Source organism: Hephaestia caeni, from assembly GCF_003550065.1.
GTDB lineage: Bacteria > Pseudomonadota > Alphaproteobacteria > Sphingomonadales > Sphingomonadaceae > Sphingomonas > Sphingomonas caeni_A.
On record NZ_QXDC01000003.1, the window covers coordinates 263,791 to 288,473 of the forward strand.

The 24,683-nt window shown below is 66.7% G+C and carries 16 protein-coding genes; 7 read left to right on the top strand and 9 right to left on the bottom strand.

Annotation, left to right across the window (positions count from 1 at the left end; genetic code table 11):
- Nucleotides 1–34: 34 nt before the first annotated feature.
- Nucleotides 35–4,090 carry a glycosyl hydrolase gene (locus tag DFR49_RS09705; protein WP_119035563.1) on the bottom strand — a complete coding sequence of 1,352 codons (4,056 nt, stop codon included), beginning with the start codon at nt 4,088–4,090 and terminating at the stop codon, nt 35–37.
- A gap of 296 nt (nt 4,091–4,386) precedes the next feature.
- Between DFR49_RS09705 and DFR49_RS09710 the strand changes: the two genes are divergently transcribed.
- The gene (locus DFR49_RS09710; protein WP_119035564.1) at nt 4,387–5,106 is read left to right on the top strand and encodes a transcriptional regulator NanR; all 720 of its coding nucleotides are present in this window, start codon (nt 4,387–4,389) and stop codon (nt 5,104–5,106) included.
- Between the two features lie 3 nt (nt 5,107–5,109).
- Here DFR49_RS09710 and apnL read toward each other — a convergent pair whose 3' ends face one another.
- The 7 genes from apnL to DFR49_RS09745 are packed head-to-tail and all read right to left on the bottom strand — an operon-like array spanning nt 5,110 to nt 12,842.
- Nucleotides 5,110–6,936 carry a D-apionate lactonase gene (apnL, locus tag DFR49_RS09715; RefSeq protein WP_211325854.1) on the bottom strand — a complete coding sequence of 609 codons (1,827 nt, stop codon included), beginning with the start codon at nt 6,934–6,936 and terminating at the stop codon, nt 5,110–5,112.
- Nucleotides 6,881–7,903: a Gfo/Idh/MocA family protein gene (locus DFR49_RS09720; RefSeq protein ID WP_119035566.1), complete on the bottom strand. Its 1,023-nt coding sequence runs from the start codon at nt 7,901–7,903 to the stop codon at nt 6,881–6,883. Before DFR49_RS09720 ends, apnL begins: the two co-directional genes overlap by 56 nt.
- Nucleotides 7,903–8,928, bottom strand: a complete 1,026-nt coding sequence (locus DFR49_RS09725; RefSeq protein WP_211325856.1) for an ABC transporter permease — start codon at nt 8,926–8,928, stop codon at nt 7,903–7,905. Before DFR49_RS09725 ends, DFR49_RS09720 begins: the two co-directional genes overlap by 1 nt.
- Before the next feature lie 10 nt (nt 8,929–8,938).
- Nucleotides 8,939–10,462 carry a sugar ABC transporter ATP-binding protein gene (locus DFR49_RS09730; RefSeq protein WP_119035567.1) on the bottom strand — a complete coding sequence of 508 codons (1,524 nt, stop codon included), beginning with the start codon at nt 10,460–10,462 and terminating at the stop codon, nt 8,939–8,941.
- A complete protein-coding gene (locus DFR49_RS09735; protein WP_119035568.1) occupies nt 10,459–11,013 on the bottom strand; it encodes a DUF2291 family protein in 555 nt (184 codons plus the stop codon). Before DFR49_RS09735 ends, DFR49_RS09730 begins: the two co-directional genes overlap by 4 nt.
- Nucleotides 11,010–11,954: a D-ribose ABC transporter substrate-binding protein gene (locus DFR49_RS09740; protein ID WP_211325857.1), complete on the bottom strand. Its 945-nt coding sequence runs from the start codon at nt 11,952–11,954 to the stop codon at nt 11,010–11,012. The genes DFR49_RS09735 and DFR49_RS09740 overlap by 4 nt, the downstream gene beginning before the upstream one ends.
- A 60-nt stretch (nt 11,955–12,014) precedes the next feature.
- The gene (locus DFR49_RS09745) at nt 12,015–12,842 is read right to left on the bottom strand and encodes a phosphogluconate dehydrogenase C-terminal domain-containing protein (protein ID WP_119035570.1); all 828 of its coding nucleotides are present in this window, start codon (nt 12,840–12,842) and stop codon (nt 12,015–12,017) included.
- Between the two features lie 104 nt (nt 12,843–12,946).
- On the opposite strand from DFR49_RS09745, the gene DFR49_RS09750 reads away from it, so the two are divergent.
- The 6 genes from DFR49_RS09750 to DFR49_RS09775 all read left to right on the top strand — a co-directional run bounded on the left by DFR49_RS09750 (nt 12,947) and on the right by DFR49_RS09775 (nt 21,874).
- Nucleotides 12,947–14,440: an FAD-linked oxidase C-terminal domain-containing protein gene (locus DFR49_RS09750; RefSeq protein ID WP_119035571.1), complete on the top strand. Its 1,494-nt coding sequence runs from the start codon at nt 12,947–12,949 to the stop codon at nt 14,438–14,440.
- A complete protein-coding gene (locus DFR49_RS09755) occupies nt 14,440–15,588 on the top strand; it encodes an FAD-binding protein (protein WP_119035572.1) in 1,149 nt (382 codons plus the stop codon). The genes DFR49_RS09750 and DFR49_RS09755 overlap by 1 nt, the downstream gene beginning before the upstream one ends.
- A gap of 3 nt (nt 15,589–15,591) precedes the next feature.
- Nucleotides 15,592–16,890, top strand: a complete 1,299-nt coding sequence (gene glcF / locus DFR49_RS09760) for a glycolate oxidase subunit GlcF (RefSeq protein ID WP_119035573.1) — start codon at nt 15,592–15,594, stop codon at nt 16,888–16,890.
- A gap of 126 nt (nt 16,891–17,016) precedes the next feature.
- On the top strand, nt 17,017–17,838 hold the full coding sequence (locus DFR49_RS09765) for an IclR family transcriptional regulator (RefSeq protein ID WP_119035574.1): 822 nt from the start codon (nt 17,017–17,019) through the stop codon (nt 17,836–17,838).
- Nucleotides 17,839–17,960: 122 nt separating this feature from the next.
- Nucleotides 17,961–19,571 (top strand): alpha-L-fucosidase, encoded by a 1,611-nt coding sequence (locus DFR49_RS09770; RefSeq protein WP_245968339.1) that lies wholly within the window; start codon nt 17,961–17,963, stop codon nt 19,569–19,571.
- 134 nt (nt 19,572–19,705) lie between these two features.
- Nucleotides 19,706–21,874 carry a glycoside hydrolase family 5 protein gene (locus DFR49_RS09775; RefSeq protein ID WP_119035575.1) on the top strand — a complete coding sequence of 723 codons (2,169 nt, stop codon included), beginning with the start codon at nt 19,706–19,708 and terminating at the stop codon, nt 21,872–21,874.
- A 99-nt stretch (nt 21,875–21,973) separates the two neighbouring features.
- Here DFR49_RS09775 and DFR49_RS09780 read toward each other — a convergent pair whose 3' ends face one another.
- Entirely contained in the window at nt 21,974–24,595 is a 2,622-nt protein-coding gene (locus DFR49_RS09780) for a TonB-dependent receptor (protein WP_119035576.1), read from the bottom strand.
- Nucleotides 24,596–24,683: the final 88 nt, after the last annotated feature.

Here is a 24,683-nt window from a genome sequence, read left to right on the forward strand (position 1 = left end):
GCTACCACCGTCACCGGCGCCCTTCCCTGCCGGCTCAGGCGAGCGGATAGAGCCTGGCATTGAGCAGGCGCACCGGCCCCAACAGGCCCGATTCGAGCAGCGGCGCTTCTGCATCATAATGTTTCCAGGTGGCGAAGGCGACGCGCTTGCCGGCGGGCATGGGCTTGCCATCGCGGAACCAGCCGGGGAGCGCGGTGATGCCGCCGGCCGTGCTGGCATTGACGACGCTATACTCATCATCGGTCGGGAAATGCTCGTCGCCGATCAGGCGATTTGGCCAGAGATTGGTGACGCTGACCTCGAGCGTGTTGGTGCCCGCACGCACCGCATCGGTGACGTCGATGCGGTAGGGCGGCTTCCAGAGCTTGCCGAGATCGCGGCCGTTGACGCGCACCGCGGCGATCACCTCCACCCGACCGAGATCGAGATAAACCCGCTTGTCGCCACCGAGTGCGCCCGCCGCCACGGCGAAGCGCGTGCGCCATGTCGCGGTGCCGGAGAAATGGCGGACACCGAAATCCTGGTGCCGATGGAGCGAGCCCAGCCGATCGAGCGTGATCGCAGCCGGGGCGCCGAGGTTCGGCGGGAAGGCGACCTGCCACGGCCCCGCGAGCGCCGCCGCCGGGGCGATGCCGCGCGCCTCGATCGGGCGCGCGCCGAGCGCATAGGCGCCGTCGCGCCAGATCAGCAGACCGTTATCGGCGACCTCGATCGACGGCACGTCTTCGGGCGTGGGCGGCCCCGCGGCGGTGCGACCGGCCAGATCGGCGGCGGAGAACACGCGCGGATGGACTTCGAGCGCTTCCAGATCGCCTTCGAAATAGCGCGGCCGGGCGCCGGGAAAGCCCGTCATGGCGTGGACGCGCGATGCCGATGCGGCGCCGGTGCCGATCAATTTGCCGTTGAGGAACACGCTCGGGCGGCCCCTGTCGTAGCTGACCGCGAGATGCGTCCAGCCCGCGATCGGCACCGTCAGCGCGAGCACCGCGCGATAGGTCTCCCCGGCATTCTCGTAGAGGATCACCCCGTTGCGCCCCACCGACACCGCAAGCGTGGCATGGCCCGCGCCGAAGGTGGCGTCGCCCGCGGGCGGATCGAGCACGAAGCTGGCCCCGGCGTGGCCGAGCGTGACCAATTCGCCGACGCGCGCAAGCGCCTCGGCGCGGGCAGCGACGGTTTCAGGGTCGGTGCGATCGGAGGCGATCGCCGGGGTTACCGGCCAGAGGTCGGTCTCGGGCTTGATCCACGCGGTAACGGTGAAATCGTGCGCCGCCTCGACCCCGGCGGGCACGCGATAGGGCCGGGTCTGCAACACCGCGCCCGCAGGACCGGTGAGCGCCGTACTGCCGCCTTGGGCGGGCTCGCGGAACACAACGAAGCACGAGCCCGCCTCGTCGAGGCGGAGCGCGACGCGGGTGCGGCCGTCGACCTGTTCGTAGACCGGCAGCGCGCGCGTCTTGCCGGTCATCGGATCCCACAATTCGGGGCGGCGGCCGGTGACGCGGAAGGTGCACACCAGATCCTCGGCCCGGCGCCGGCCGTTAGCGACGAAATAGATATCGGTATCGTCGGTGCGGCGGTGGATCCAGTTGATGAAGGGATCGGCCGACCGCGCGGTGATCTCGACATCGGGCGCCAGCCGCGCGGCGTCGAGCACTTGCCGAAGCGGCATCCCCCAGAACACCCGGCCGCGCCCGACATCGCGCGCGGTGCGCGTCTTGCCGTCGAGATCGCCCCAGAGGTCGTCGGCGAGGCGGCGGACCTCGGCATCGCTGTCGGGATAACCGCCGAGCCCGTGCGATTGTTCGACGCGCGGGCCGACCAGCCACATGCCGGCGCGGACGTAGCCCGCGAGCTTCGCCAGCAGGTCGCGCGTGATGCGGCGATCCTCGGGCATCACCAGCACGCGGTAACGGATACCCTCGGGCAGCACGATCTCGCCGTCCTCGATCCGCACGCGGTTCATCAGCACATCGGCATCGGCGACGTCGTAATCGTGGCCCGCGGGCACCGGTTGCGGCAATCTGGGCCGCGCGCCCGACAGCGTGGCGGCGATCGGCTCCTCGATATGGACAGGCACCTGGACCGGCGAATTCTCGCCCGCGAAATAGAGGATATCGGCGGCAAAACTGCCTTGGCGGAGCAGATGCTGGCAGCGCGCGGCGTAGGTCAGCCACGGGCCGGCATCGTCGAACCAGGTATTGGTGCGATCGAAATGGAAACCCCACGGCCCCATCGTCATCCCCGGCCTTGCGGTCGGATGCGGCTGCTGCGCGTAGCGGTGGAAGACGAAATGGTTGAGCCCGAGCGCGTACATCTCGTCGCCGAGCGCCTTCATCGCATAAGGGTGTTCGAGCCAGCGCGATTGCGCCGGGCGGCCGGTGAAACTCTCGGCGCCGATGAAGGTCTTGCCGTGGACGTGCGCGGTGGTCGCGGCGACCTTGACCGAATAGGCGGCGGCGCCACCGCGCACCCAGAATTCGCCCATCAGCGCATCGACCTTCGCGCCCGCCTGCTGATCGTCGAACGGACCGTTGCCGTACGGCTCGGTGTACGAGACGAGGCCGTGCTTGCCGCAGAGATCATGGAAGCGGCCGTAATAGCGATCCTCCATGAGCAGCGCGTGGACGCGGCGCAAATCCCACAGGAAGCGTTCGGAAATCTCGGCATCGCCAACGACGCGGCCGGTGACCGCGGGCATATAAGGCGTGAGCGCATAACCGCGCCGCGCCTCGAACTGCTCGGGCAGATCCGCCGTCCAGTTCTGCATGCCGCCTTCGTAGCTGTCGATCACCGCACCGGCGAGATCGCGCTTGCCGAGGCGTTCCATCGCCGAGATCACCTTGGCGAAATACTGATCGAAGTGGAAATCGAGCGCGGCGGTGCTGAACTTGTCGCATTCGAGCCCCAGCCCGGCATCGGGCGCGGCGATGTTGCGCGCGCCCGTCGCGGTGTGGCCGAAGCGCAGGATCGTCCAGTCGCCGCGCGGTGCCGCCCAGCGCAGCCGCCCGTCGGCGTCCATGAAACGGCTGACGTCGATCACCTTGCCGGGATCGATCGCCGCATCGGATGCGCGCGGGGTTTCGCCGGCGTTGACATAGCGCCCCCAACCCGCCTTGTCGCCGGTATCGGCGATGCGCGGATCGGCGGAGAGCGCCAGTTCGACCACGCGCATCGGCGTCGGCATCGAGACCCGGAAGAATTTGGCGCTTGCCGTCTCGAAGCTTAGGATGATTGGCGGATTGGTGTGGAGCCGCCAGATCGGCATCGGCGCTTCGCCGATCGCGCGATAGGTGCGCCCGTCGTCCGACGCCTCGATCCGCACCATCGCCCGGCTCGCGTAATTGGCGGTATCGTCCGCCGTCGCGCGCAAGGTTAGCGATCGCGCGCGATAAGGACGCGCGAATTCGAGCACGAGCTGCGCCGGATCGGCGCCGGGCGTAACGTCGAGCCCGGTAGTGCTGTCGCCGTCGACGAGCACGCGGATGTCGGCGGGCGCCCCGTCGAGCGTCGTGCGCACGATCTGGCCGCGGGCATTGGCGCGATCGCCGGGCAGCGCCGGAAAGGCGATCACCATCGCGTCGCGATAATGGCCGAGCCGGACGAGCGGCGTGGGCAGGTGCTGATCGATCGCCTTGCCACCGGCGAGCGTGACTTCGCTCCACACCAATTGCTGCATCGACAGTTCAGGCGTGATCCACGGGCCGCCGCTCGACGACCAGCCGGGGCAATTGTGGAGCGTGAACGAGAGGCCGAGGCGGTTGCTTTCATCGACCGCGTGGCGGACCAACCTGACCCATTCGGGGCTTTGGGTGCCCGCCGGCCCAGCCGGAATGCCGCAGCCGACATCGAACATCTGCGTGCCCCCGACGCCGACGCGCGCCATCGCTTCGAGATCGCGGGTGATGCCGTCGGCGGTCGCGTTGCCGTTCATCCAATGCCACCAGGTGTGCGGCCGGGAATCGACCGGGGGCGTCTTGAAGCCGTCGAGGAGCCGGTCGCCACCCTCGGCGAGCGCGGGCGCCGGCCAGTTGAGCGCTACCGCGAAACTGCCCACGGCGGTTCCCGCCAAAAAAGTGCGCCGTTCCATCCTCACCTTCCCCTTTTTGCAACCGATGCCCGCACCTTTGCGCGTGCTGCAATCGACCGGATCAACGATCCTGCCGGCCCGGCGTGTTGCGCCGCTCTGGGCCGACGCCGGCTGGCATGTTATGGTATGCTGGTATCATGAGCAATCGCAAATTCGTATTATAATATTTTGAAGCTGCGCCAATCCCGGTCGCGGCGGCCGGTGACGCCATTCCGGGCATCCGGGCGACGGCGAGGCCGAATGTCCTGCACGGCGCGTGACCGCTCTTGATCGCGTATCGATTTCGGAAGAAGAACATGCCTGTGACACCAAGCGAAAACGAACCCATCGTCAGACGCAAGCTGGCCGACGAAGTCTTCGACAGGCTGAAGGCGATGATCGTCAGCGGCGAACGTCGCCCGGGCGAAAGCCTGCCTTCCGAGCGCGAGCTGATGGCGCGTTTCGGCGTCGGGCGGCCCGCGATCCGCGAGGCGATGCAGGCGCTCGCCAATCTCGGGCTGGTGACGATCAGCCACGGCGAACGCGCGCGCGTGCGCGAGATCAGTGCCAGGGCGGCGATCCACCAGGTCGACATGGTCGCACAGTTGATGCTGTCGACCTTACCCGACGCGCTGGAGCATCTGAAGGAAACGCGCACCTTCTTCGAGCGTGGCATGGTGCGCAAGGCGGCCGAACTCGCAAGCGCCGAGGACGTGGCGGAACTGCGCGCGATCGTCGAGCAGCAACGCGCGGTCACCGGCGACGCGGCTGCGTTCGTGCACGCCGACATGGGCTTCCACACGCGGATCGCCCAGATCACCGGCAACCCGATCTACAGCGCGGTGAGCGAAGGCATGTTGGGCTGGCTCCAGGAATATCACGCGCACATGCTGATCTGGCAGGGCCAGAGCGAGCGCACGCTGACCGAGCATGGCGAGATTATCGACCGGATCGAGGCGCACGACCCCGACGGCGCCGAGGCCGCGATGGTGCGCCATCTCGAACGATCCGATCACCTCTACGCGCGCAGCCACTAAGGCTCAGAGCGCGATCCGCCGTGTTTCGTAGGCATCGAGGTCGAGCCGGTGCGACGTGTCTTCCACGCGCACGACGCACGGCGCCGGCGTGAGGTTCGCAAGCAGCATGTGATCGCCGCTCGCGACCGCGAGCACCCGATCGGGCGCGGATGACCGGCACGCGCGGCGCGGTGCCCCGGCGAGCGCGGCGAGATCGCGGACGATCGAAAACACCGGGCGCGGACCATCAGGGCCGAGCACGCCGAACGGGCCGGTCAGCGCGCCAAGCGTCAACGTCTCCAGCCCGCCCGCCTCGCCCGCCGCGACATAGCCGAGCGCCCAGGCGGCGGCGAAGCGGCCATCCTGACGGGGATCGACGCTGGCCATCGGCACCCGACCGCGATCGGGATTGTCCATCGTCCGCGAGCCATATGGGTTCTGCCGCATCCCGATCGTGCTCGGGCCAAGCCGATACGGCGCCGCCCCGATAATCTCACGCGCCGAGCGGACGATGTGCGGGATCGCCTCGAGCGTCTGCATGACGCTGCGATCGTCGGCGGCATGGACGATCGGGCACGTCGCATGGCTGACGAAATCGAGCAGTTCGACCGGCGGGCGCTTGCGGTTGAGTTCGGTGAAATAGCTGAACATCCCCCCGCCGAGTGCGATGCCGGGAAAGGCCCGGCGTGCGGCGGCGTAGATGCTGTCGAACGGCGGGCACGCCGGCCACGCACTGCCCGGCGGGGTCGATTGCAGATCGGGCGCGGGGAACACCGCAATGCCATCGAGCGGCAGCCCGGCATCGGCGACGAGCCACGCCACCGTGCCCAGTTCCTCATCGAGATCGCCTGAGGCCGCGATCACGCATTCAAGCGTGACCCGCGCGTTCGTGCACGCGGCGACGCGCGCCAGCGCCGCTATCTCGGCCGCGCCCTCGCCCGCATCGGCGCGCACGCTGAGCAGCAGATCCTGCGGCGCGATCGCCCCGAGCGCATCGATCGCGGCGAGCGTTGCCGCCGCCTCCGCCGCCGAGACCGCCAGCCCGATCCGAGGCATCGTGCCCACCGGCGCGCCCGGCGTGATCGTGATCGAGGTATCAGCGTGCGCTGTCGCGATCGCGGCGCCTTCGATCGACAATCGCACCGACTGGCGATCCACGCTGCCGCCCGGCACGACATAGGGCCAGGGCCGCGCGAGCGGGCGGACATAGGTTTTGTACGAGGCGTCGGACCAGTTGCGCTGATCCTCCATCTCGAACGTGTCGCCATCGAGACGGCACGCGATCGTGGCGCCGCTCTGTTGGTGGATCAGCGCGCGGATGTCGGTGAACGGCTGCCACGGCGCGATCAGTTCGGGGAACGTCGCGCGCTCGACGCTGCCGTCGCCATGCTCGACCGTCAGCGGAGTACCAGCAAGATGCGCCGGGTGGAGCACGCAGAAGCCGAGCCGGTTGGTGGTGAAATCACGCTCGGCACGCGCCTCGACGGTGAAATCGAGCGTGGCATTGGTCGCGGCGATCGTCGCGGCATAGGTGAGCGCGGCACCGTCGGGATCACGCACCGTCGCACTGTAGGTCACGGTGACGCCGATCGCGTCCTGTACCACCACCAGATCGGCGATCGCCGGGCTCAGCGTGCCCCAATCACGATCGCGGATCAGATATTGGATCGCGCGGATTATTTCGACGCCGCCGATCCGCACCGCGTGCACATCGCCACCCACCAGTTCGAACGACAGCGCCCCGGCCGAAAATCGCAGCGGCTGCGGCTCGGCCGCTGCCGTGCCGTAGAGCGTTTCAGCGCGGGTCGACATCGAGCGTGCGGCCGGTGGCGGCGCTGCGATAGGCGGCATCGACCAGCCCCAGCGTGCGCAGATTGTCGCACCCCGATGTATCGGGCGCCCGCCCGGCGCGCAGGCATTCGACCCAATGATGCTGGATCGCGGCGACGCTTTCCTGGATACCGTGCCACGGCCGTTCGGCCCAAGGCAGCAGCGGCGGCGAGGCGTCGCGTTCCTCGATCCGCGTGCGATCCTCGATCGTCAGGCGGTAATCGGCACCGAGCCGCACCCGCCCCCTGTCGCCATCGACCTCGATCAGCGTCTGCGGGAACAACTCGTCGTGGATCGGGGTGGCGTAGCTGCAATCGACCACGCTGGTCGCGCCGCTGGCATGGCCGAGCAGGATCGTCGCGACATCCTCACCACGGATCGCCGGGTTGACGCGCTGGGTGCGGCAGGTGAGCGTTGCCGCCTCGCCCATCACGAAGCGCGCGACATCGAGGATGTGGATGCCAAGATCCTCGATGATGAAGCGATCGCCCTCGGCGAGATAGGGTTGCGCGGCATAGACGTCGAACCCCGATCGGAAGGCGAAGCGCGCGAAGAAGGGCGTGCCGATCCGGCCGTCGTCGATCACGGCCTTGAGCGCGCGGATCGGTGCCTGCCAGCGGAAATTCTCATGAACCATCATCGCCACGCCGGCCGCATCGCACGCTGCGACCATCGCCGCGGCGTCGGCGAGCGTTGCCGCCAGCGGTTTTTGACAGATCACGGGCACGCCGTGGCGCGCAGCGAGTTCGACCAGCGCGCGGTGGCTGGGCGGCGTGGTGGCGATATCGACGAAATCGAGGCGCTCGGCGGCGAGCATCGCCGCGGCATCGGTGTAGCGCGCGGCGATGCCGAACGCGTCACCGGTCGCCCCCAGCCGGGCCGGATCGGTGTCGCAAATCGCCACGATCCCGGCGCCGTCCTGATCGCGCCACGCGTGAAGTTGATTGGCGGCGAAGAAGCCGCAACCGATAAGCCCGCCGCGCAGCATCACGCCAGCGCCGCCGCACGCCGGATCGCGACGCGGTGCTGGAGGCGTGCCTGCGCCCCGTCGAGCAGCACCGCGGCGATGATCACCAGCCCCTTGATCACCATCTGCCAGAAGGCGCTGACCCCCATCATCACCATGCCGTCGCCAAGCACGCCGATCACCGCCGCACCCACCAATGTGCCGACGATCGTGCCGCGCCCGCCCGCAAGCGAGGCGCCGCCGAGCACCGCGGCGGCGATCGCGTTCAGTTCAAACGTATCGCCGGTCGCCGGGTGCGCGGCCTGCAATTCGGACGCGATGATCAGCCCCACCACCGCGGCGCAAAAGCCCGAGACCATATAGGTCACGATCAGCACGCGGTTGACGCGGATACCCGACAGAGCGGCGGCATGGGCATTGCCGCCGACCGCATAGATCTTGCGCCCGAGCGGGGTGCGCATCGCGACATAAGCGGCGACCGCGGCGATCACCCCCAGCAGCCAGACCGAGACCGGCAGGCCGAGCAGATAGCCGCCGCCGATGAACGGGAATCCACTGGTGCCGTAATAAGCGTCGCCCACCAGATCGGGGAAGGTCCGCCCGTCCGACGACAGCAAGGCCGCGCCGCGCACGACGTAAAGCGTGCCCAAGGTGGCGATGAACGGTGCGACCTTGAGCCGCGCGACCAGCACGCCGTTGATGGCCCCGATCAGCACCCCGATCGCGAGCACGATCAGGACGATCTCGAACAGGTTGAAGCGCATCAGCATGTCGCCGCCGACGGGCACGCCGTTGAGCATCAGGAAGCCCGCGACCATCCCCGTGAGCCCGACAGTCGAGCCCACCGACAGATCGATCCCCCCGGCGACGATCACATACGTGAGGCCGATCGCGAGGATCGCGTTGAGCGCCACATGCTTGAGCATCAGCACCATATTGGCGCTGCTCAGGAAATTGGGCGCCGCGGCGGAAAACACCGCGAGCACGACGATCAACGCGATCACCGTCCGCAGCCGCATCAACAAGAGCAGCGTGTCGCCTCGCATTATCTTCCTTTCAAGCCGCCTGGGCGCGCGGATTGGCCGCGGCGGTAATACTGTCATGATCGGCCGCGTCGCACGGCAGATCGAGCGTGATCTTGCCCTCGCACATCACCAGCACGCGGGTGGCGAGCGCGGTGAGTTCGTCGAGTTCCGACGTGGCGAACAACACCCCCAGCCCCTCGCCGGCGAGGTGGCGGATCAGGCGATATTGCTCGGTCTTGGCGCCGACATCGACCCCGCGGGTCGGTTCGTCGAGCAGCAGCACCCGGGGCCGGGTGAGCAACGCCTTGCCGATCACCACTTTCTGCTGGTTGCCGCCCGACAGCGTGGTGACCATCGTCTCGGGACCGGCGACCTTGATCGCCAGATCGCCGATCGACCCGCGCGCGGCCGCTGCTTCACGGCGCATATCGAGGTTGAACCACCGGGCGAACCGCCCAAGGCTGGCGATCGTCAGGTTATGCGCGACCGAGAAGCTCTGAATGAAGCCCGCACGGCGGCGATCCTCGGGCACCAAGGCGATGCCCGCGGCCATCCGGTCACTCACGTCGCACCCGCTGATCTCGGTGCCCGCGATTGTGATGCTGCCGGTCGCATCGCGGCGGCAGCCCATGATCGATTCGAGCAATTCGGTGCGGCCCGCGCCGAGCAGGCCGTAGATCCCGACGATCTCGCCCGCGCCGACCGTGAGCGACACGTGATCGACGGTGAAACCGCCGCGTTCGCGCGGCAGGACAAGATCGGTGACCGCAAGCACGTCGCCGCCGCTCGCGCCGCACGGCGCGGCATCGGCGCGCGCGGGCGCATCGCGGCCGATCATCTGGCGGACGATCCACGGCACGTCGACATCGGCCATCGCCGCGGTCGCGACCAGATGGCCATCGCGCAGCACGGTGACGTAATCGCCGATCCGCTTCAATTCCTCGAGCCGGTGCGAGATGTAGACGATCGCGACGCCGCGCGCCTTCAGTTCGGCGATCACCGCGAACAGCGTCTCTGCTTCGGCCGCGCTCAACGCCGAGGTCGGCTCGTCGAGGATCAGCACGCGCGCATCCTGCGCCAGCGCACGCGCGATCTCAACGATCTGCTGCTGGCCGATCGTCAGCGACGAGACCAGCGCGCGCGGATCGAGCGGGTGATCGAGTCGTTCCAGCAATTCGCGCGTGCGCTCGATTTCCGATCCGCGATCGATATCGATGCCGAGCCGGCAGCGCTCGCGGCCGATGAAGACATTTTCGGCGATGCTGAGATTGGCGAACAGGTTGAGTTCCTGAAACACCATGCACACGCCCGCCCGCGCGGCGGCGGCGGGATCGGCGAAATGGACTTCTTCACCGTCGAGCAGCAGGCACCCCGTGCTGGGCTGCTCGACCCCGGCGATGATCTTCATCAGTGTTGATTTGCCCGCGCCATTCTCGCCGATCAGCACGTTGACCGCGCCCGCGTGCACCTCGAAATCCACGCCGTCGAGCGCCTGCACGCCGGGGTAGAGTTTCGAGACTCGCTGGGCGCTCAGGCGAGGCACGGCCTCGGTCACGGCGCGGGCTGAATCGTGACCGGAGTCACCACCGGCGGCCCGTCGCCACCCGGCACATAGGCCCCGATTACCGCGACGCTGGCGCCCGGCGCAATCGCCTTCGCCGCGTCGCGCACTTGCCCGACCGCCTGGTCGTTGATCAGCCGCGCATAGCGGGCGTAATCGATCTGGCTGTCGAAATCGTTGAAGGTACGCGTGCCGAGCGCATCGCGCAGCGCGGTGCCGCGCACCACCGGGCCTAGTTGAAGGATCGCATCGGCGCTGCCGTCACCATCGGTATCGATCGTCATCGATCGTGCCCGCTCGCCGCCGGTCACCGCCAGCGCCGTGCCGGTCAGGCGCACCGCCCGCACGGTATCGCCCTTCCCCTGGGGATCGAACAGCGTCGCCTTCTCGGCGATCGCGGTCGGGAGCGCGCGCAGCGCCTCGGCGGCCATGCCCTCGATATCGACGCTCTGGCCGCTCGCGGCGTGGCGCGCGGCCTCCTCGCGGGTTTCGAGCCGGCAGCCCGCAACGAGGACGAGGCTGATCAGGATCGCGGCCGCCTTCATGCGCGCATATCGAAATCGTGGAGCCGCTCGGCATTGCCCGGCACGATCAGGATGCAATCGATGAGCTGCTTTTCGGGCATCCCCGTGGAACCGGTGCGCAGATAGGTATCCGCCTGTTCGACCGCCATCCGCGCCTGGAGCGACGCGGGCTGGAGCACCGTCGCACGGATACCGCCCGACAGGATCGACTGGCGCACATCGTCGCTGCCGTCGAAGCCGACGACGATCACATCGGTGCGCCCCGCGGCCTTGAGCGCCGCCCAAGCGCCCATCGCCATCGTATCGTTGCCCGCGATCACACCCTTGATCTGCGGGTTGGCCTGAAGCATCGATTCCATCTTCGCATAGGCCTCGGTCTGGCTCCAGTTGGCCGATTGGCGCGCGACCTGCTTCATCGCCGGATATTGATCGATGATCGCGTGGAAGCCCTGGGAGCGAATCGCCGCATTGGTATCGGCCTCGCGCCCGACCAGTTCGGCATAGCTGCCCTTTTCCGCCATCGCGTCGACGAACGCCTGCGCGCCGATCTGCGCGCCCTGATAATTGTTCGACACGATCTGCGACACCGCGACGCCGCGCACGTTGAGTTCGCGATCGATCAGGAACGAGGGCACGCCCGCGAGCTTGGCGCGGCGCACCGCGGCGACGGTGGCGGCAGCCCCGGCGTTATCGAGGATGATCGCCTTCGCCCCGCGCGCGATCGCGGTATCGATCATCTCGGATTGCTTGCTGGCGTCGTCGTCGTGCACGAGCATCAGCGGCTCATAGCCGAGCGCCACCGCACGATCGCGCGCCGCCACCGCCTGCGCGCGGAAGAAGGGGTTGTCATAGGGTGGCATGATGATCGCGATGATCCCGCCGCCGGAATCCGCGTCCGGGGAGCAGGCCGCGACCAGCGGCACCGCCCCCAACATCCCCAGAAAAGTGCGCCTTGCGATCACTCGCCTCTCCCGTTGCGGCCGCTCCTCTTTCCGAGAGCGTTCGACCGACCGATCGCCGTCTTACGTGATGCGCTCGATCGATGCCGCGATTTCGTCGGTTTCGAACACGCGCTTCCAATCGTCGCGCATCAGCGCGGGCTTGCCGAAGGTGATCGCCTTGTTGCACGCATCCGAGAACACGCCGGGCACGTGCTTGAAGATCACCGCCGCCAGCACGTTCATGTGGCCGAGCAGGAAATCGCGCGCCGCCTCTTGCGGCACGCCGCGCGCGACGACTTCGTCCATCGCCTCGCGCATGACATCGAGCAGCGAGGCGCACACCGTTTCCGACAGCCCCGGCTCGAGCAGCGCCATCTGGTCGACAGTCACCTTGTGCGAGCGCAGGATCGGCGCCCAGATCACCCGGGCGATTTCCTCGCCGAGCGCATAATGCTCCTCGGGCCCCTGCATCAGCGCGCTGACGATGCTCTGGCGGGCATGGAGACCGCCGAAGCGGTCGTCGCGCGCGGCGGGCTCGGTCTCGTCGTTGAAGATCGGCGGATGGCACGGATGCGTGACGAAATAGGTCAGGTCGTCGCGCTTGGGCAGATGCCCGGCGAACGGCGCGGCGGCATCGAGCGCCACCACCATCGTGCCGCTTTTGAGCAACGGCGAGATATCGTGCGCGACCTTGCCGATATGCGTATCAGGCACCGCGAGGATGACGACATCGGCATTGTCGAGCGCGACCTCCTTGTCGACGCATTCGATCCCGAGTTCATCCTTCAGCCGGACCCGGCCGGCCTCGCCCGGTTCGACGTGGCGAACGTCATATTCGCTCGACTTCAAATTCTTAGACAGGCGCGCGCCCATCTTTCCACCCGCGCCAAACAGCGCAATCGCAACCATGATGTGACTTCCTCCAACGGCTTGGCAGTCATGGTATGCTGGTATACTGACTAGTGCAATAGCGGTCGTTGCCCGAGCGACGATCGCGTCGCTAAGAGAGACGAATGACCCTGAAAATGCCCCAGCCGGAGGCGGCGGTGCTTGCGCGGCGCGCGGCGATCGTCGCCGCGCTGCGCCGAATCGTGCCCGGCGAAGGGGTGATCGCCGATCCCGATGGCTTGCGCCCATTCGAAAGCGACGGCCTGACCGCGTATCGCCAGCCGCCGATGGTGGTGGTGTTGCCGGAGACCACCGAACAGGTGTCACAGGTGTTGCGCTGGTGCCATGATGAGGGCGTCAAAGTGGTGCCGCGCGGATCGGGCACCTCGCTGTCGGGGGGCGCCTTGCCGCTGGCGGACGGCGTGCTGCTTGGGCTTTCCAAGTTCAACCGCGTGCTCGAAGTGGATTATGACGATCGCCTCGCGGTCGTGCAGCCGGGCGTCACCAACCTCGCGGTCACGCAGGCGGTGGAGGCGCGCGGCTTTTACTACGCCCCCGATCCGTCGAGCCAGATCGCCTGCTCGATCGGCGGCAATGTCGCCGAGAATTCGGGCGGGGTGCATTGCCTCAAATACGGGCTCACCACCAACAATGTGCTCGGGGTCGAACTGGTGATGATGGACGGCGAGATCGTCCGGCTCGGCGGGCGACACCTCGATGCGGCGGGGCTCGACCTGCTCGGCGTGGTGGTCGGGTCCGAAGGGCTGCTCGGCGTGGTCACCGAGGTGACGGTGCGGATTCTGCCCAAGCCCGAAGGCGCGCGCGCGCTGCTGATCGGCTTTCCGAGCGTCGAGAGCGCGGGGCAATGCGTCGCCGATGTGATCGCCGGGGGTATCATCCCCGCGGGCATGGAGATGATGGACCGACTCGCGATCGAAGCGGCCGAGGCGTTCGTCAAGGTCGGCTATCCGCTCGATGTCGACGCGCTGCTGATCGTCGAACTCGACGGCGTCGGCGCCGAATGCGACCATCTGATCGACGAGGTCACGCGGATCGCCGAGGCCAACGGCTCGACCACGCTCAGCGCCTCGCGCGACGAGGCCGAACGGCTGGCGTTCTGGGCCGGGCGCAAGGCGGCATTTCCGGCGGTGGGGCGGATCTCGCCCGATTATTATTGCATGGACGGCACCATCCCGCGGCGACGCCTGCCCGACGTGCTCGAACGGATGGCGCAATTGTCGGCAAAATACGGGCTCGGGGTCGCGAACGTCTTCCATGCCGGCGACGGCAATCTCCATCCGCTGATCCTCTATGACGCCAACAAGCCCGGCGAACTCGACCGCGCCGAGGCGTTCGGCAGCGATATCCTGCGGCTGTGCGTCGAGGTCGGCGGAGTGCTGACCGGCGAGCACGGCGTCGGCGTCGAAAAGCGCGATCTGATGCCCGACATGTTCGGCGAGGAGGATCTCGCGCAGCAGCAGCGCGTCAAATGTGCGTTCGACCCCAAGGGGCTGCTCAACCCCGGCAAGGTGTTCCCGACGCTCCACCGCTGCGCCGAGCTGGGGCGGATGCACATCCACCGCGGCCAGGTGCCGCATCCCGATCTGCCGCGCTTCTGATGCGCCCGACAACCGAACAAGAGGTCCGCGACGCGATCGCCGACGCCATCCGCAGCGGCGCGACGCTCGACATCAAAGGCGGCGGCAGCAAGGCAGCGATCGGCGCGCCGCGCCCCGAGGCAACCGTGCTCGATCTGTCGGCCATCGCGGGCGTGGTCGATTACGATCCCGCCGAACTGGTGCTGACGGTGCGCCCCGGCACGCCGCTCGCCGAGGTCGAGGCATTGGTCGCGGAGCGCGGACAGAGGGTCGCCTTCGACCCGTTCGATCACGGGCCGATCCTGGGCGGCACCGCGGGCGCGGCGACGATTGGCGGCGTGGTGGCCGCGGGCGTTTCGGGTTCGCTGCGACTGTCGGGCGGCGGGGCACGCGACCATCTGCTCGGCCTGCGCGCGGTCTCCGGGCGCGGCGAGGTGTTCGTCGCCGGGGCCAAGGTGGTCAAGAACGTCACCGGCTATGATCTGCCCAAACTCGCGGCGGGGAGCCGGGGACGGCTGTTCGCGATCACCGAGATGACGCTCAAGGTGCTGCCGCGCGCGCCGATCGCGGCGACGCGGGCGGTCGCGGGGCTCGATCCGGCGGCGGCGGTCCGGCTGATGGCGGCAGCGATGGGATCGCAGGCCGAGGTCGGCGCGGCCGCCTATCTGCCCGCCGCGCTCAACCACGGGCAATCGCTTACCTTGCTGCGGCTGCTCGGCTTTGGGCCGTCGGTGGCGGCGCGGTGCCGGATGATCGAAACATTGCTTGGCGCGCACGGCGCGGCGGTCGCGCTCGATGGCGATGAAGACACCGCCTGCTGGGCAGCGCTGCGCACACTCGCGCCGCTGGCGGGTGACACCTGCTTATGGCGCGTCAACGTGCCGCCAAGCGGCGCGCCATCGGTCGTCACCGCGCTCGAACCGCTCGGCTCGCGCTGGCTGTTCGATTGGGCCGGCGGGCTGGTGTGGATCGCGTTCGACGGCGATGCGGCGCTGGTCCGCAACGCCGCGACGGCCGCGGGCGGCCATGCCATGCTGATCCGCGCGCCCGAGGCGCTGCGCGCCGCCGTCCCCGCCCTGCACCCGCCCGCGCCGGGCGTGGCAGCGCTTGAGGAGCGCGTCCGCCGCGCCTTCGATCCCGCCGGCGTATTCGAAACCGGGCGCTTCTAGACGATGCAAACCAATTTCACCCAAGACCAACTCGTCGATCCGGCGATGGCCGCATCCGAAGCGGTGCTCCGCAAATGCGTGCATTGCGGATTCTGCACCGCGACCTGCCCGACCTATGTCCTGCTCGGCGACGAACTCGATAGCCCGCGCGGCCGCATCTATCTGATGAAGGACATGCTCGAGAACGAGCGCACGCCCTCGGCCGAAGTCGTCAAGCATATCGACCGCTGCCTGTCGTGCCTGTCGTGCATGACGACCTGCCCGTCGGGGGTGAATTACATGCACCTCGTCGATCACGCGCGCACCTATATCGAGGAACGCTATCGGCGGCCCTTGCACGAGCGACTGGTGCGGTCGCTGCTGGCGCAGGTGCTGCCCTATCCGCGGCGGTTCCGGCTCGCGCTGGCACTGACACGATTCGCGCGGCCGGCGACGCCATTGTTTGCGCGGGCGACGGCGTTAAAGCCGATCGCGGCGATTCTGGCGCTCGCCCCCAAGCGCGTGCCGCCGCGCGCCGCTACCCTGCCCTCGCCCGCCCCCGAAGGCACGCGCGGGCGGATCGCGCTGATGCAGGGTTGCGCCGAACCGGTGCTGCGCCCCGAAATTCGCGCGGCCACGGTTCGGCTGCTCAACCGCGCGGGCTATGACGTCGTGTTCGCGCCCGACGAGGGATGCTGCGGCGCACTCGTTCACCATATGGGCAAGGACGAGGCGAGCCTTTCGGCAGCCCGGCGCAACGTCGATGCCTGGAGCGCGCTGATCGACGATGGCGGGCTCGAGGCTGTGGTCATCACCGCCTCGGGCTGCGGCACCACGATCAAGGATTACGGCTTCATGCTGCGCGACGACCCCGCCTATGCCGACAAGGCGGCGCGGGTATCGGCGCTTGCCAAGGATGTCAGCGAACTGCTCGCCGACATTCCCCTGCCCGCCGGCGACGGCCGTGGATTGACCGTCGCCTATCACGCCGCCTGCTCGCTCCAGCACGGGCAGAAGGTCACGCTCGCGCCCACGCGGTTGCTCGCCGATGCCGGTTATACCGTGCGCACGCCCGCCGAAGCGCATCTGTGTTGCGGTTCGGCGGGGACGTACAATATCCTCCAGCCCGAGATCGCGGGCCAGCTCGGCGACCGCAAGGTCGCCAACCTCGCCCGGCTCGACGCCGATGTCATCGCGACCGGCAATATCGGCTGCGCGATCCAGATCGGCCAGCGCGCCAGCGTGCCCGTCGTCCATATCGTCGAACTGCTCGATTGGGCGACCGGTGGGCCGCAGCCGGCGGCGATGCTTGATTTCTCATGACGGTCCGCCGTAGCTGACATTAATTCCCAGTATTTGATACGAGGGGAAGAAACGTCTCTCCACTAAGAGGGGCGAACCGGTTCGTCCGTTCGGGCGGATCGCCATCATGAGAGCGAGGCGGACTTTATGACCACAGCGGCGACGTCGGACGGCAATCGGGGGAAGACGGAGCCGAAGGGAAGCCAGACACTGCTGCGCGGACTGGATATCCTCGATCAGGTCGTCGACGGGCCGGTTGCGCTGGCCGAATTGTCGGCCCGAATGGGGTTGACGCGTTCGACCACCCATCGGCTGGCGACCGCCTTGATCGATCGCGGCTTCCTGATCTTCATGCCGCGCAAGGGCTATCGCCTCGGCCCCAAGCTGCTCCATCTGGGCTTCGTCGCGCAGAGCCAGGTCGACCTCATCCAGATCGCCCGGCCGCATATCGAAGCGCTGGCGGCGCGGACGGGAGATACGGTGCATCTCGGCCGCCTCGATACCGATCGCGCACTCTATCTCGACAAGATTTCGGGGCGGCGACGGGTGGAAATATCGAGCCGCGTCGGCGATCGCCATCCGCTGACCTCGACCGGGCTGGGCAAGGCGCTGCTGCTCGATTTCGCGCCCGCGCATTGGCGGCATCTGTTCGAGGACGATCAGGCGCGCGGCGCGCCCGCGGCCGATTATGCGACATGGGAACGGCGGATGCGCCGCTATGTCGCGGCGGGCTGCGCGTTCGACCTCGAGGAAAACGAGGACCGGATCCGCTGTGTCGCCGCACCGATCCACGATGCCTCGGGCCGCACCGTCGCCGCGATCAGCGTGTCGAGCGCGGCCCAGTATATGGACAAGGAGCGGATGGCCGCGCTGAGCGACGACGTGCTCGCGACCGCGCAGCGCATTAACCTCGCGCTCGGCCAGGAGCCCGCCCCCGCCGCGGAGGAAAATGACGAGGCCGAAGAGTGATTTTGTCCCAATATATGGATGTATAGTCCGTAAATTGGATTTTGCTTGCTGTCGACGCAGGCTCGTGGCTTACTGATCAGACCATCCCCGGCAGTCGGGGAAGTTTTGATGGGAGGGGCCCGGTGGCTCGTATCAACGGTTTGATCAGGCGTGTGGCGGTGGTTTCTGTCTCGGCGCTCGCGTTGATGGGAAGCGGCGCGGCCGCGCAATCGAACGTTCCCGACTATGAAGCCAAGGTCGAGACCAAGCTGAACGAGATTCAGGCCGGCATCGCCAGCGGTCCGTTCAAATCCGATTGGGATTCGCTGCGCGAGGGCTATCGCACGCCCGACTGGTTCCGCGACGCCAAGTTCGGCATCTTCATCCACTGGGGCGTCTATTCGGTGCCCGCGTTCGCGAACGAATGGTATTCGCGCAACATGTACGTGCCGGGCAACCCCGCCTACGAGCACCACCTCAAGACCTACGGGCCGCAATCGAAGTTCGGCTACAAGGACTTCATCCCGATGTTCAAGGCGGAGAAGTTCGATCCCAGCGCGTGGGTGAAGCTGTTCACCGACGCCGGCGCGAAATACGTCATCCCGGTCGCCGAGCATTGCGATGGTTTCGCGATGTACGATTCGGACCTCACCGTCTGGGACGCCGCCGACATGGGGCCGAAGCGCGACGTGGTCGGTGAGATCGCCAAGGCGGCACGCGCCAAGGGCATGCATTTCGGCCTGTCGTCGCACCGCGCCGAGCATTCGTGGTGGTATTATATGGGCCGCACCTACGATTCGGACGTCAATGATCCGAAATATGCGGGATTGTACGGCCCGGCGCATCGGACCGGCCTGCCCGCCGACGCCCCGACGAACTGGCCGGACAGCGGCCAGCTCCAGAACTGGATGCCGCCCAGCAAGGCGTTCCTCAACGATTGGAGCGCGCGCACGACCGAACTGATCGACAAATACAGCCCCGAGCTGATCTATTTCGACTGGTGGACCTCGGCGCCGGTATACGAACCGATGATGCGCGACACCGCGGCTTACTATTATAACCGCTCGAAAGCCCGCAACGAACAGGGCATCATCGCCTACAAGGGCTCGCAATTCGCGGAAGGCAGCGCGCTGTTCGACATGGAGCGCGGCAAGACCGACGCGCTCAAGCTGACGCCGTGGCAATCGGATACGTCGGTGAGCGTGCATAGCTGGGGCTATGCCCAGAACGACACCTATCGGACGGCGCCTTCGCTGATCGCCGATCTGATCGATATCGTCAGCAAGAACGGCAACCTGCTGCTCAACGTCGGCCCCAAGGCCGACGGCACCATCCCCGCGGAAATCACGACGGTGCTCAAGGGCATGGGCCAATGGCTCAAGGTCAACGGCGAAGCGATCTACGGGACGCGGCCGTTCAAATATTTCGGCGAAGGCTCGACCAAATCGGGCCAGGTTCGCGTCGGTGGGCAGGTCGAGGAATCGGCCGTCAAGGGCTTCGGCCCCGACGACATCCGCTTCACCACCAAGGGCGACAACCTGTACGCGATGGGCCTGGATCGGCCGAAGGACGGCGCGGTCCTGATCAAGACGCTCTATGCGGGCAACCCGTATCTCGACGCGCCGATCAAGAGCATCGAGCTTCTCGATGGCGGCAAGATCACATGGCAGCAGACGCCCACGGGGCTCAAGATCAGCTTGCCGCCGGCGGGCGACGGGGCGTTCCCTTATGCGCTCCGAATCCGGACCAACTGATCGCAGGCCGCGACGCGGGATGACGACGGCGCCGGCGACAGACCGGCCGCCGTCATGACGGGGAGGTTGAGGTGAGCAGAACGCAACGGGGGGCGAGGTGCGCCCTCGCGGCGGCGACGGCATGGGCGGCATTGATGGCGGCCCCCGCCTCGGCGCAGTCGGATATTCCGCTCCAGCCGTTTCCGGTGAACCACGAACTGCGGGTCGATTCGGGTGCCGACGCGCGCTTCCTGCTCGATGGCCCGGCGGGCAAATACGGGTTCATCGAGGTGCGGGACGGCCACCTCTACCGTCCCGACGGCAAGCGCTTTCGCTGCTGGGGCGTCAACCTGACCGGCTTCAGCCTCGGCTCGGTGGAAATCCCCCCGCGTGCCGAAGCGACCGAGATGGCCGCCGAGCTGGCGCGGCTGGGCATCAATTGCGTGCGCCTGCACTTTCTCGATCTGCCGAAGACGCAGACCATGAAGGCGACCGGCGATCTCGGCCCCGATCCGGTGCCCGTCAAGCAGATGCCTTCGGGGCTGATCGCCGACGGCACGACCTCGCAGGTGCTCGATCCCGAAGCGCTCGACCGGCTCGACTTCATGTTCGCCGAACTCAAGAAGAACGGCATCTACGTCGATTTCAACCTCAACGTCGGGCGCACCTATCGCGCCGGCGACAAGGTGCCCGACTATAAGCTGATCGGTAGCGCCAAGGCCTATACCTATTTCGGCCCCGAGCTGATCGCGTTGCAGAAGGACTATGCGAAGAAGCTGCTCGACCACACCAACCGCTATACCGGGCTGCGCTATGCCGATGACCCGGCGGTGATGACCGTCGAGGTGGTCAACGAGAACTCGCTGCTCGAATTCTGGATGCGCAACTGGCTGCGCGGCGAACGCGTCGACGGCGGGGAGAATCTCCAGCTCGACATGACGCCGCATTATCAGGCGATCCTCGTCGGCATGTACAACGACTGGCTGGCGAAGAATCGCACGCCCGCCGAGATCGCCGAGCTGCACCGGATGGCAGGCGTGGCCGCAGGCCAGCCGATCCCGTTCATGCGCCGCGGCGACCATCCCGAGGCCCCGCGCCTCAGGCTCGATGCCGAGCTTGCCTTCATCACCCAGGTCGAGATCGACTTCCACGCCGAGATGAAGCGCTTCCTGAAGGATGAGGTCGGCGTCAAATCGCCGATCGTGCCGCTGGCGGACCACACCTATTTCATCGCCAACCAGCCCTTGATGCGCACCGCGGTCAAATCCGACATCGTCGATGCCCATGTCTATTGGCAGCATCCCGCGATCTACGGCCGCCGCAACGAGCCGATGGTCAATTCGCCCGAACGCTCGATCATCCAGAAGCTCGCGCGCAGCGCGACGGTGGGCAAGCCGTTCACGGTGAGCGAGGTCAACCACCCCTATCCCAGCGACTATGGTTCGGAGATGATCCCCATCCTCGCTTCCTACGCCGCACTCCAGGACTGGGATGGCATCTTCTTCTATACCTATGAGACCAAGCTCCACGGCAAATGGACGCCGCATATCACCGGGGAGTTCGATATCACGCTCGATCCGGTGAAGATGGCGCAGATGCCGGCGGGAGCGATGATCTTCCTGCGCGGCGACGTGTCGGCGGCGAAGGAAGTGATGACGCGCTCCTATTCGACCGACCAGATCAGCGAGGCCTCGCGGATGCCGCGTGCGGCGATGCCTTATTATACGCCCGGCTTCGACATGAAGCTGCCGCTGGTCCACGGCTCGCGGGTGTCGTGCCTCGACTGCAAGCCCAGCCTGCCCGCCCCGCTGCCCGAGATGGACCCGATCGTCTCCGACACCGGCGAACTGCGCTGGCAGACCGACGACGGCAAGGATGGCATCGTCAGCGTCAACACGCCGCGCAGCCAGGCGCTGGTCGGGTTCGTCAGCGCCAATCGCGAGGTGCAGACCCGCAACCTCTCCGCCGATATCGCCAACACCTTCGCGACCATCACGCTGTCGTCGCTCGACAACAAGCCGCTCAACCTCTCCGACCGGATGCTCCTCACCACCACCGGCAAGGTCGAGAATACCGGCCAGAAGTGGAATGCGCGCCGAGCGATGCTCTCGGACTGGGGAGGCGCGCCGACGTTGATCGAACCGATCACGGGCTGGATCCAGCTCAAGGACCTCGAGGGCGCGGTCGGCGTGTTCGCGCAGCCGCTCGACGGTTCGGCACGCCCGATCGGACCTGAGATCAGGGGCCGCATGATCGAACCGGGCTGGGAAATCGCGGTCGGCACGCCCGCCACCACCAGCTATCTGATCCGGGTCGTCCGCTAAAAAAAAAAGCGGCCAGCACCGCGGGGGCGCTGGCCGAATCGTCACGAGGGGGAAGGCACCCGCGAGCAATCGCCCGCGGACACCGCCCGCTGGCTGACGTCACCAGCGGAAACGAACACCTACCGTGAACTGGCGATCATCGTACGAACGGCCGTTGGGCTGAAGCGGCGTTCCGTAATAGGTCACCGATTTCGTGCGGGTCAGATTGCTGCCTTCGAAGGTCAGCGAGACCTGGCTGGTGACATCGACCGTCGCCGAGGCGTCGAGCCACCCGTAACCCTCGCGGAAGTTCGAGGCGACGCCGAGGCCGCCGTTGAGATAGGCGAGCCCCGAATAATAGCTGCTGCGATAATTGTATGCGACACGCGCCGACACCGGCCCCTTCTCATACATCGCGATGATGTTGTAGCTGTTCGGCGACAGATTGGGCAGCGGCAGCGTCTCGCCGGCCAGCGGGCTCGGCGATTTGCTGTCGACATGCGTGTAGTTGGCCTGAAGACCCAGCCCGCTCAACAGGCCCGGCAGGAAATCGAAGAACTGCGTGTAGCCGATCTCGACGCCCTTGATCGTGCCGTCCCCGCCGTTGATCGGCTGCGTCAGCGTATACGTATTGCCGTCGATGACGACGCCCGGTGTCGCCGAACTCGACAGGAAGCCCTTCACCTTGCGGTAGAAGCCGGCGACGTAGACCGAGCTGCTGTCGCCGAAATAATATTCGAGCGACGCATCGAGATTGTCCGAGCGCAGCGGTTCGAGATCGGGATTGCCGGAATTGGCCAGCCCCGAGGCGGGCACCACGGTGACCGACGGCGACAGGTTGTTGAAGTTCGGCCGCGTGATCGTCTTCGAGGCCGACAGGCGAAGCTGCAAATCCTCCATCAGGTGCAAGCGGAGGTTCAGCGACGGCAGCCAGTCGGTATAGCTGGTCTTGCGATTGAGCGGACGGAATCCGTCCTGCTCCAGATTCCCGTCTGCATCCGCGACATAGATCGGCACGTTGCCGACGAGGCTGCCCCGCGTGTTGACCATGCGCAGCCCGACGTTGCCATCGATGCGCACGCCAGGATCGACATCGAATTTGACCATCCCGTAAACGGCCTTGGTCTCCTCCCCGATATCGAAGGTGGACAGCGGGTTGACCGTCGGCCCCGTTGTAAAGCCGAGCTGCTGGCGGATGCCTTCGAAATCGTGACGCAGCAAATCGGTCTTCGACGTCAGGAAGTCCCGCGTGAACGCCACGTCGCCCTTCTTGGTGTAGAAATCGGGCGTATGCGTGGGCTCGAACAGATCTGGAAAGGCCGTTGCCGCCGGCGATCCGGGGGGCGCCGCGAAGAACCGGACGGGCGTGAAATAGGCGCTCCGGTCGGCATAGCGGAAGCCCACCGCAATCTGCGTGATGGGGCCGTCCAGGTCTTGGGCGGCGTCCAGCGTCGCAGCCCACATATCGCCCTTATAATGGTTCTCGCTCAGCGTGTAATTGCCGATATTGTAGGAGCCGAGCGACGTCATATCGACGCCTTCCACCACCATCGACGGCGCCGATCCAGAATTGTCCTGATGCACGATCGGCGCGACCGTCACGAGATCGAGTTCGATATAGGAGAGGTCGTTCCGTGATTTCGTCCGGCTGACATCCGCCTTCAACTGGAATCCGTCACGCTGCCACTTGCCGCCGATCGAATAGGCCTGATTCTCGTCAAAGACGTCGCGCGCCGCCGCGAAGGTCGACACCCGATCATTGGCGAACGATCCCGACTTGAAGATGTCGGTGCCGTCGAACGTGGTGAAACTGCCGGGAACCGGGGCGACCGTCGGCGACGAACCCGACGCGGTCCGGACGTTCAATCCCCATTGATCGGTGATGTTGTCGAACTTCGAATAATTGCCTTGCGCGTAGAATTCGAGTTCGCTGCTGGGCCGCCATTGCAGCGCGGCGTCGATACCCTTGCGCGTACGATTGCCGATGATCGACGGGCTGTACGTGCCGTCGGGCGTGGCGATCGTCCGTCCCGGAATGATGTCGTCGCGCCCAATCGGCGCGCCCGACGAAATCCCGTCGTTCCGGAAATCGCGTTCCTGATAGGCACCGGCGATCATGATACCGATTTCGCCGATTCCCGTATCCCAGCGATCCGACACCAGCGCCGAAAGCAGCGGTGACACCTTGTCGGCGAGATCGTTGTACCTCGCCCGCGCGCTGCCCGAGAGCGTGAAGCCATCAAAATCCAGCGGCATGTGCGTGCGCACATCGATGGTGCCGCCGATGCCGCCTTCGATCAGATCGGCGGTCGGCGCCTTGTAGACGTCGATTCCGGCGATCAGTTCCGCGGCCAGATCCTGGAAATTGAAGTCACGCCCCGCACCGGCGGTGAACACCTCGCGGCCGTTCAACGTGGTCTCGACCTGGGAGAGGCCACGAATCGCGACACTCGATCCCTCGCCATAGTCGCGGCCGATCTGCACGCCGGTGATGCGCTGGAGCGCCTCGGTCACGTTGACGTCGGGCAGCTTGCCGATGTCTTCGGCAACGATCGAATCGGCGATCGAATCGGAATTGCGCTTGATCTCCTGCGCGCTGCGTAGGCTGGCGCGCACGCCGGTGACGATAATGCCGCCCGCAACTGCTTCCTGCGATTGATCGGCGGCCGGTTGTTGAGCCTGGTCCTGCGCCCATGCGGGTGCGGCGACGGTGATAAGGGCGCACATGGCGGCGCCCGACATGAGTCTTCCAAAAGCCACGTTAATCCTCCCCTGATTTCGCCATTCCACCGGCGATGGTCCTGCCCTCCCTTCCCTCTGCCTGGCGCAA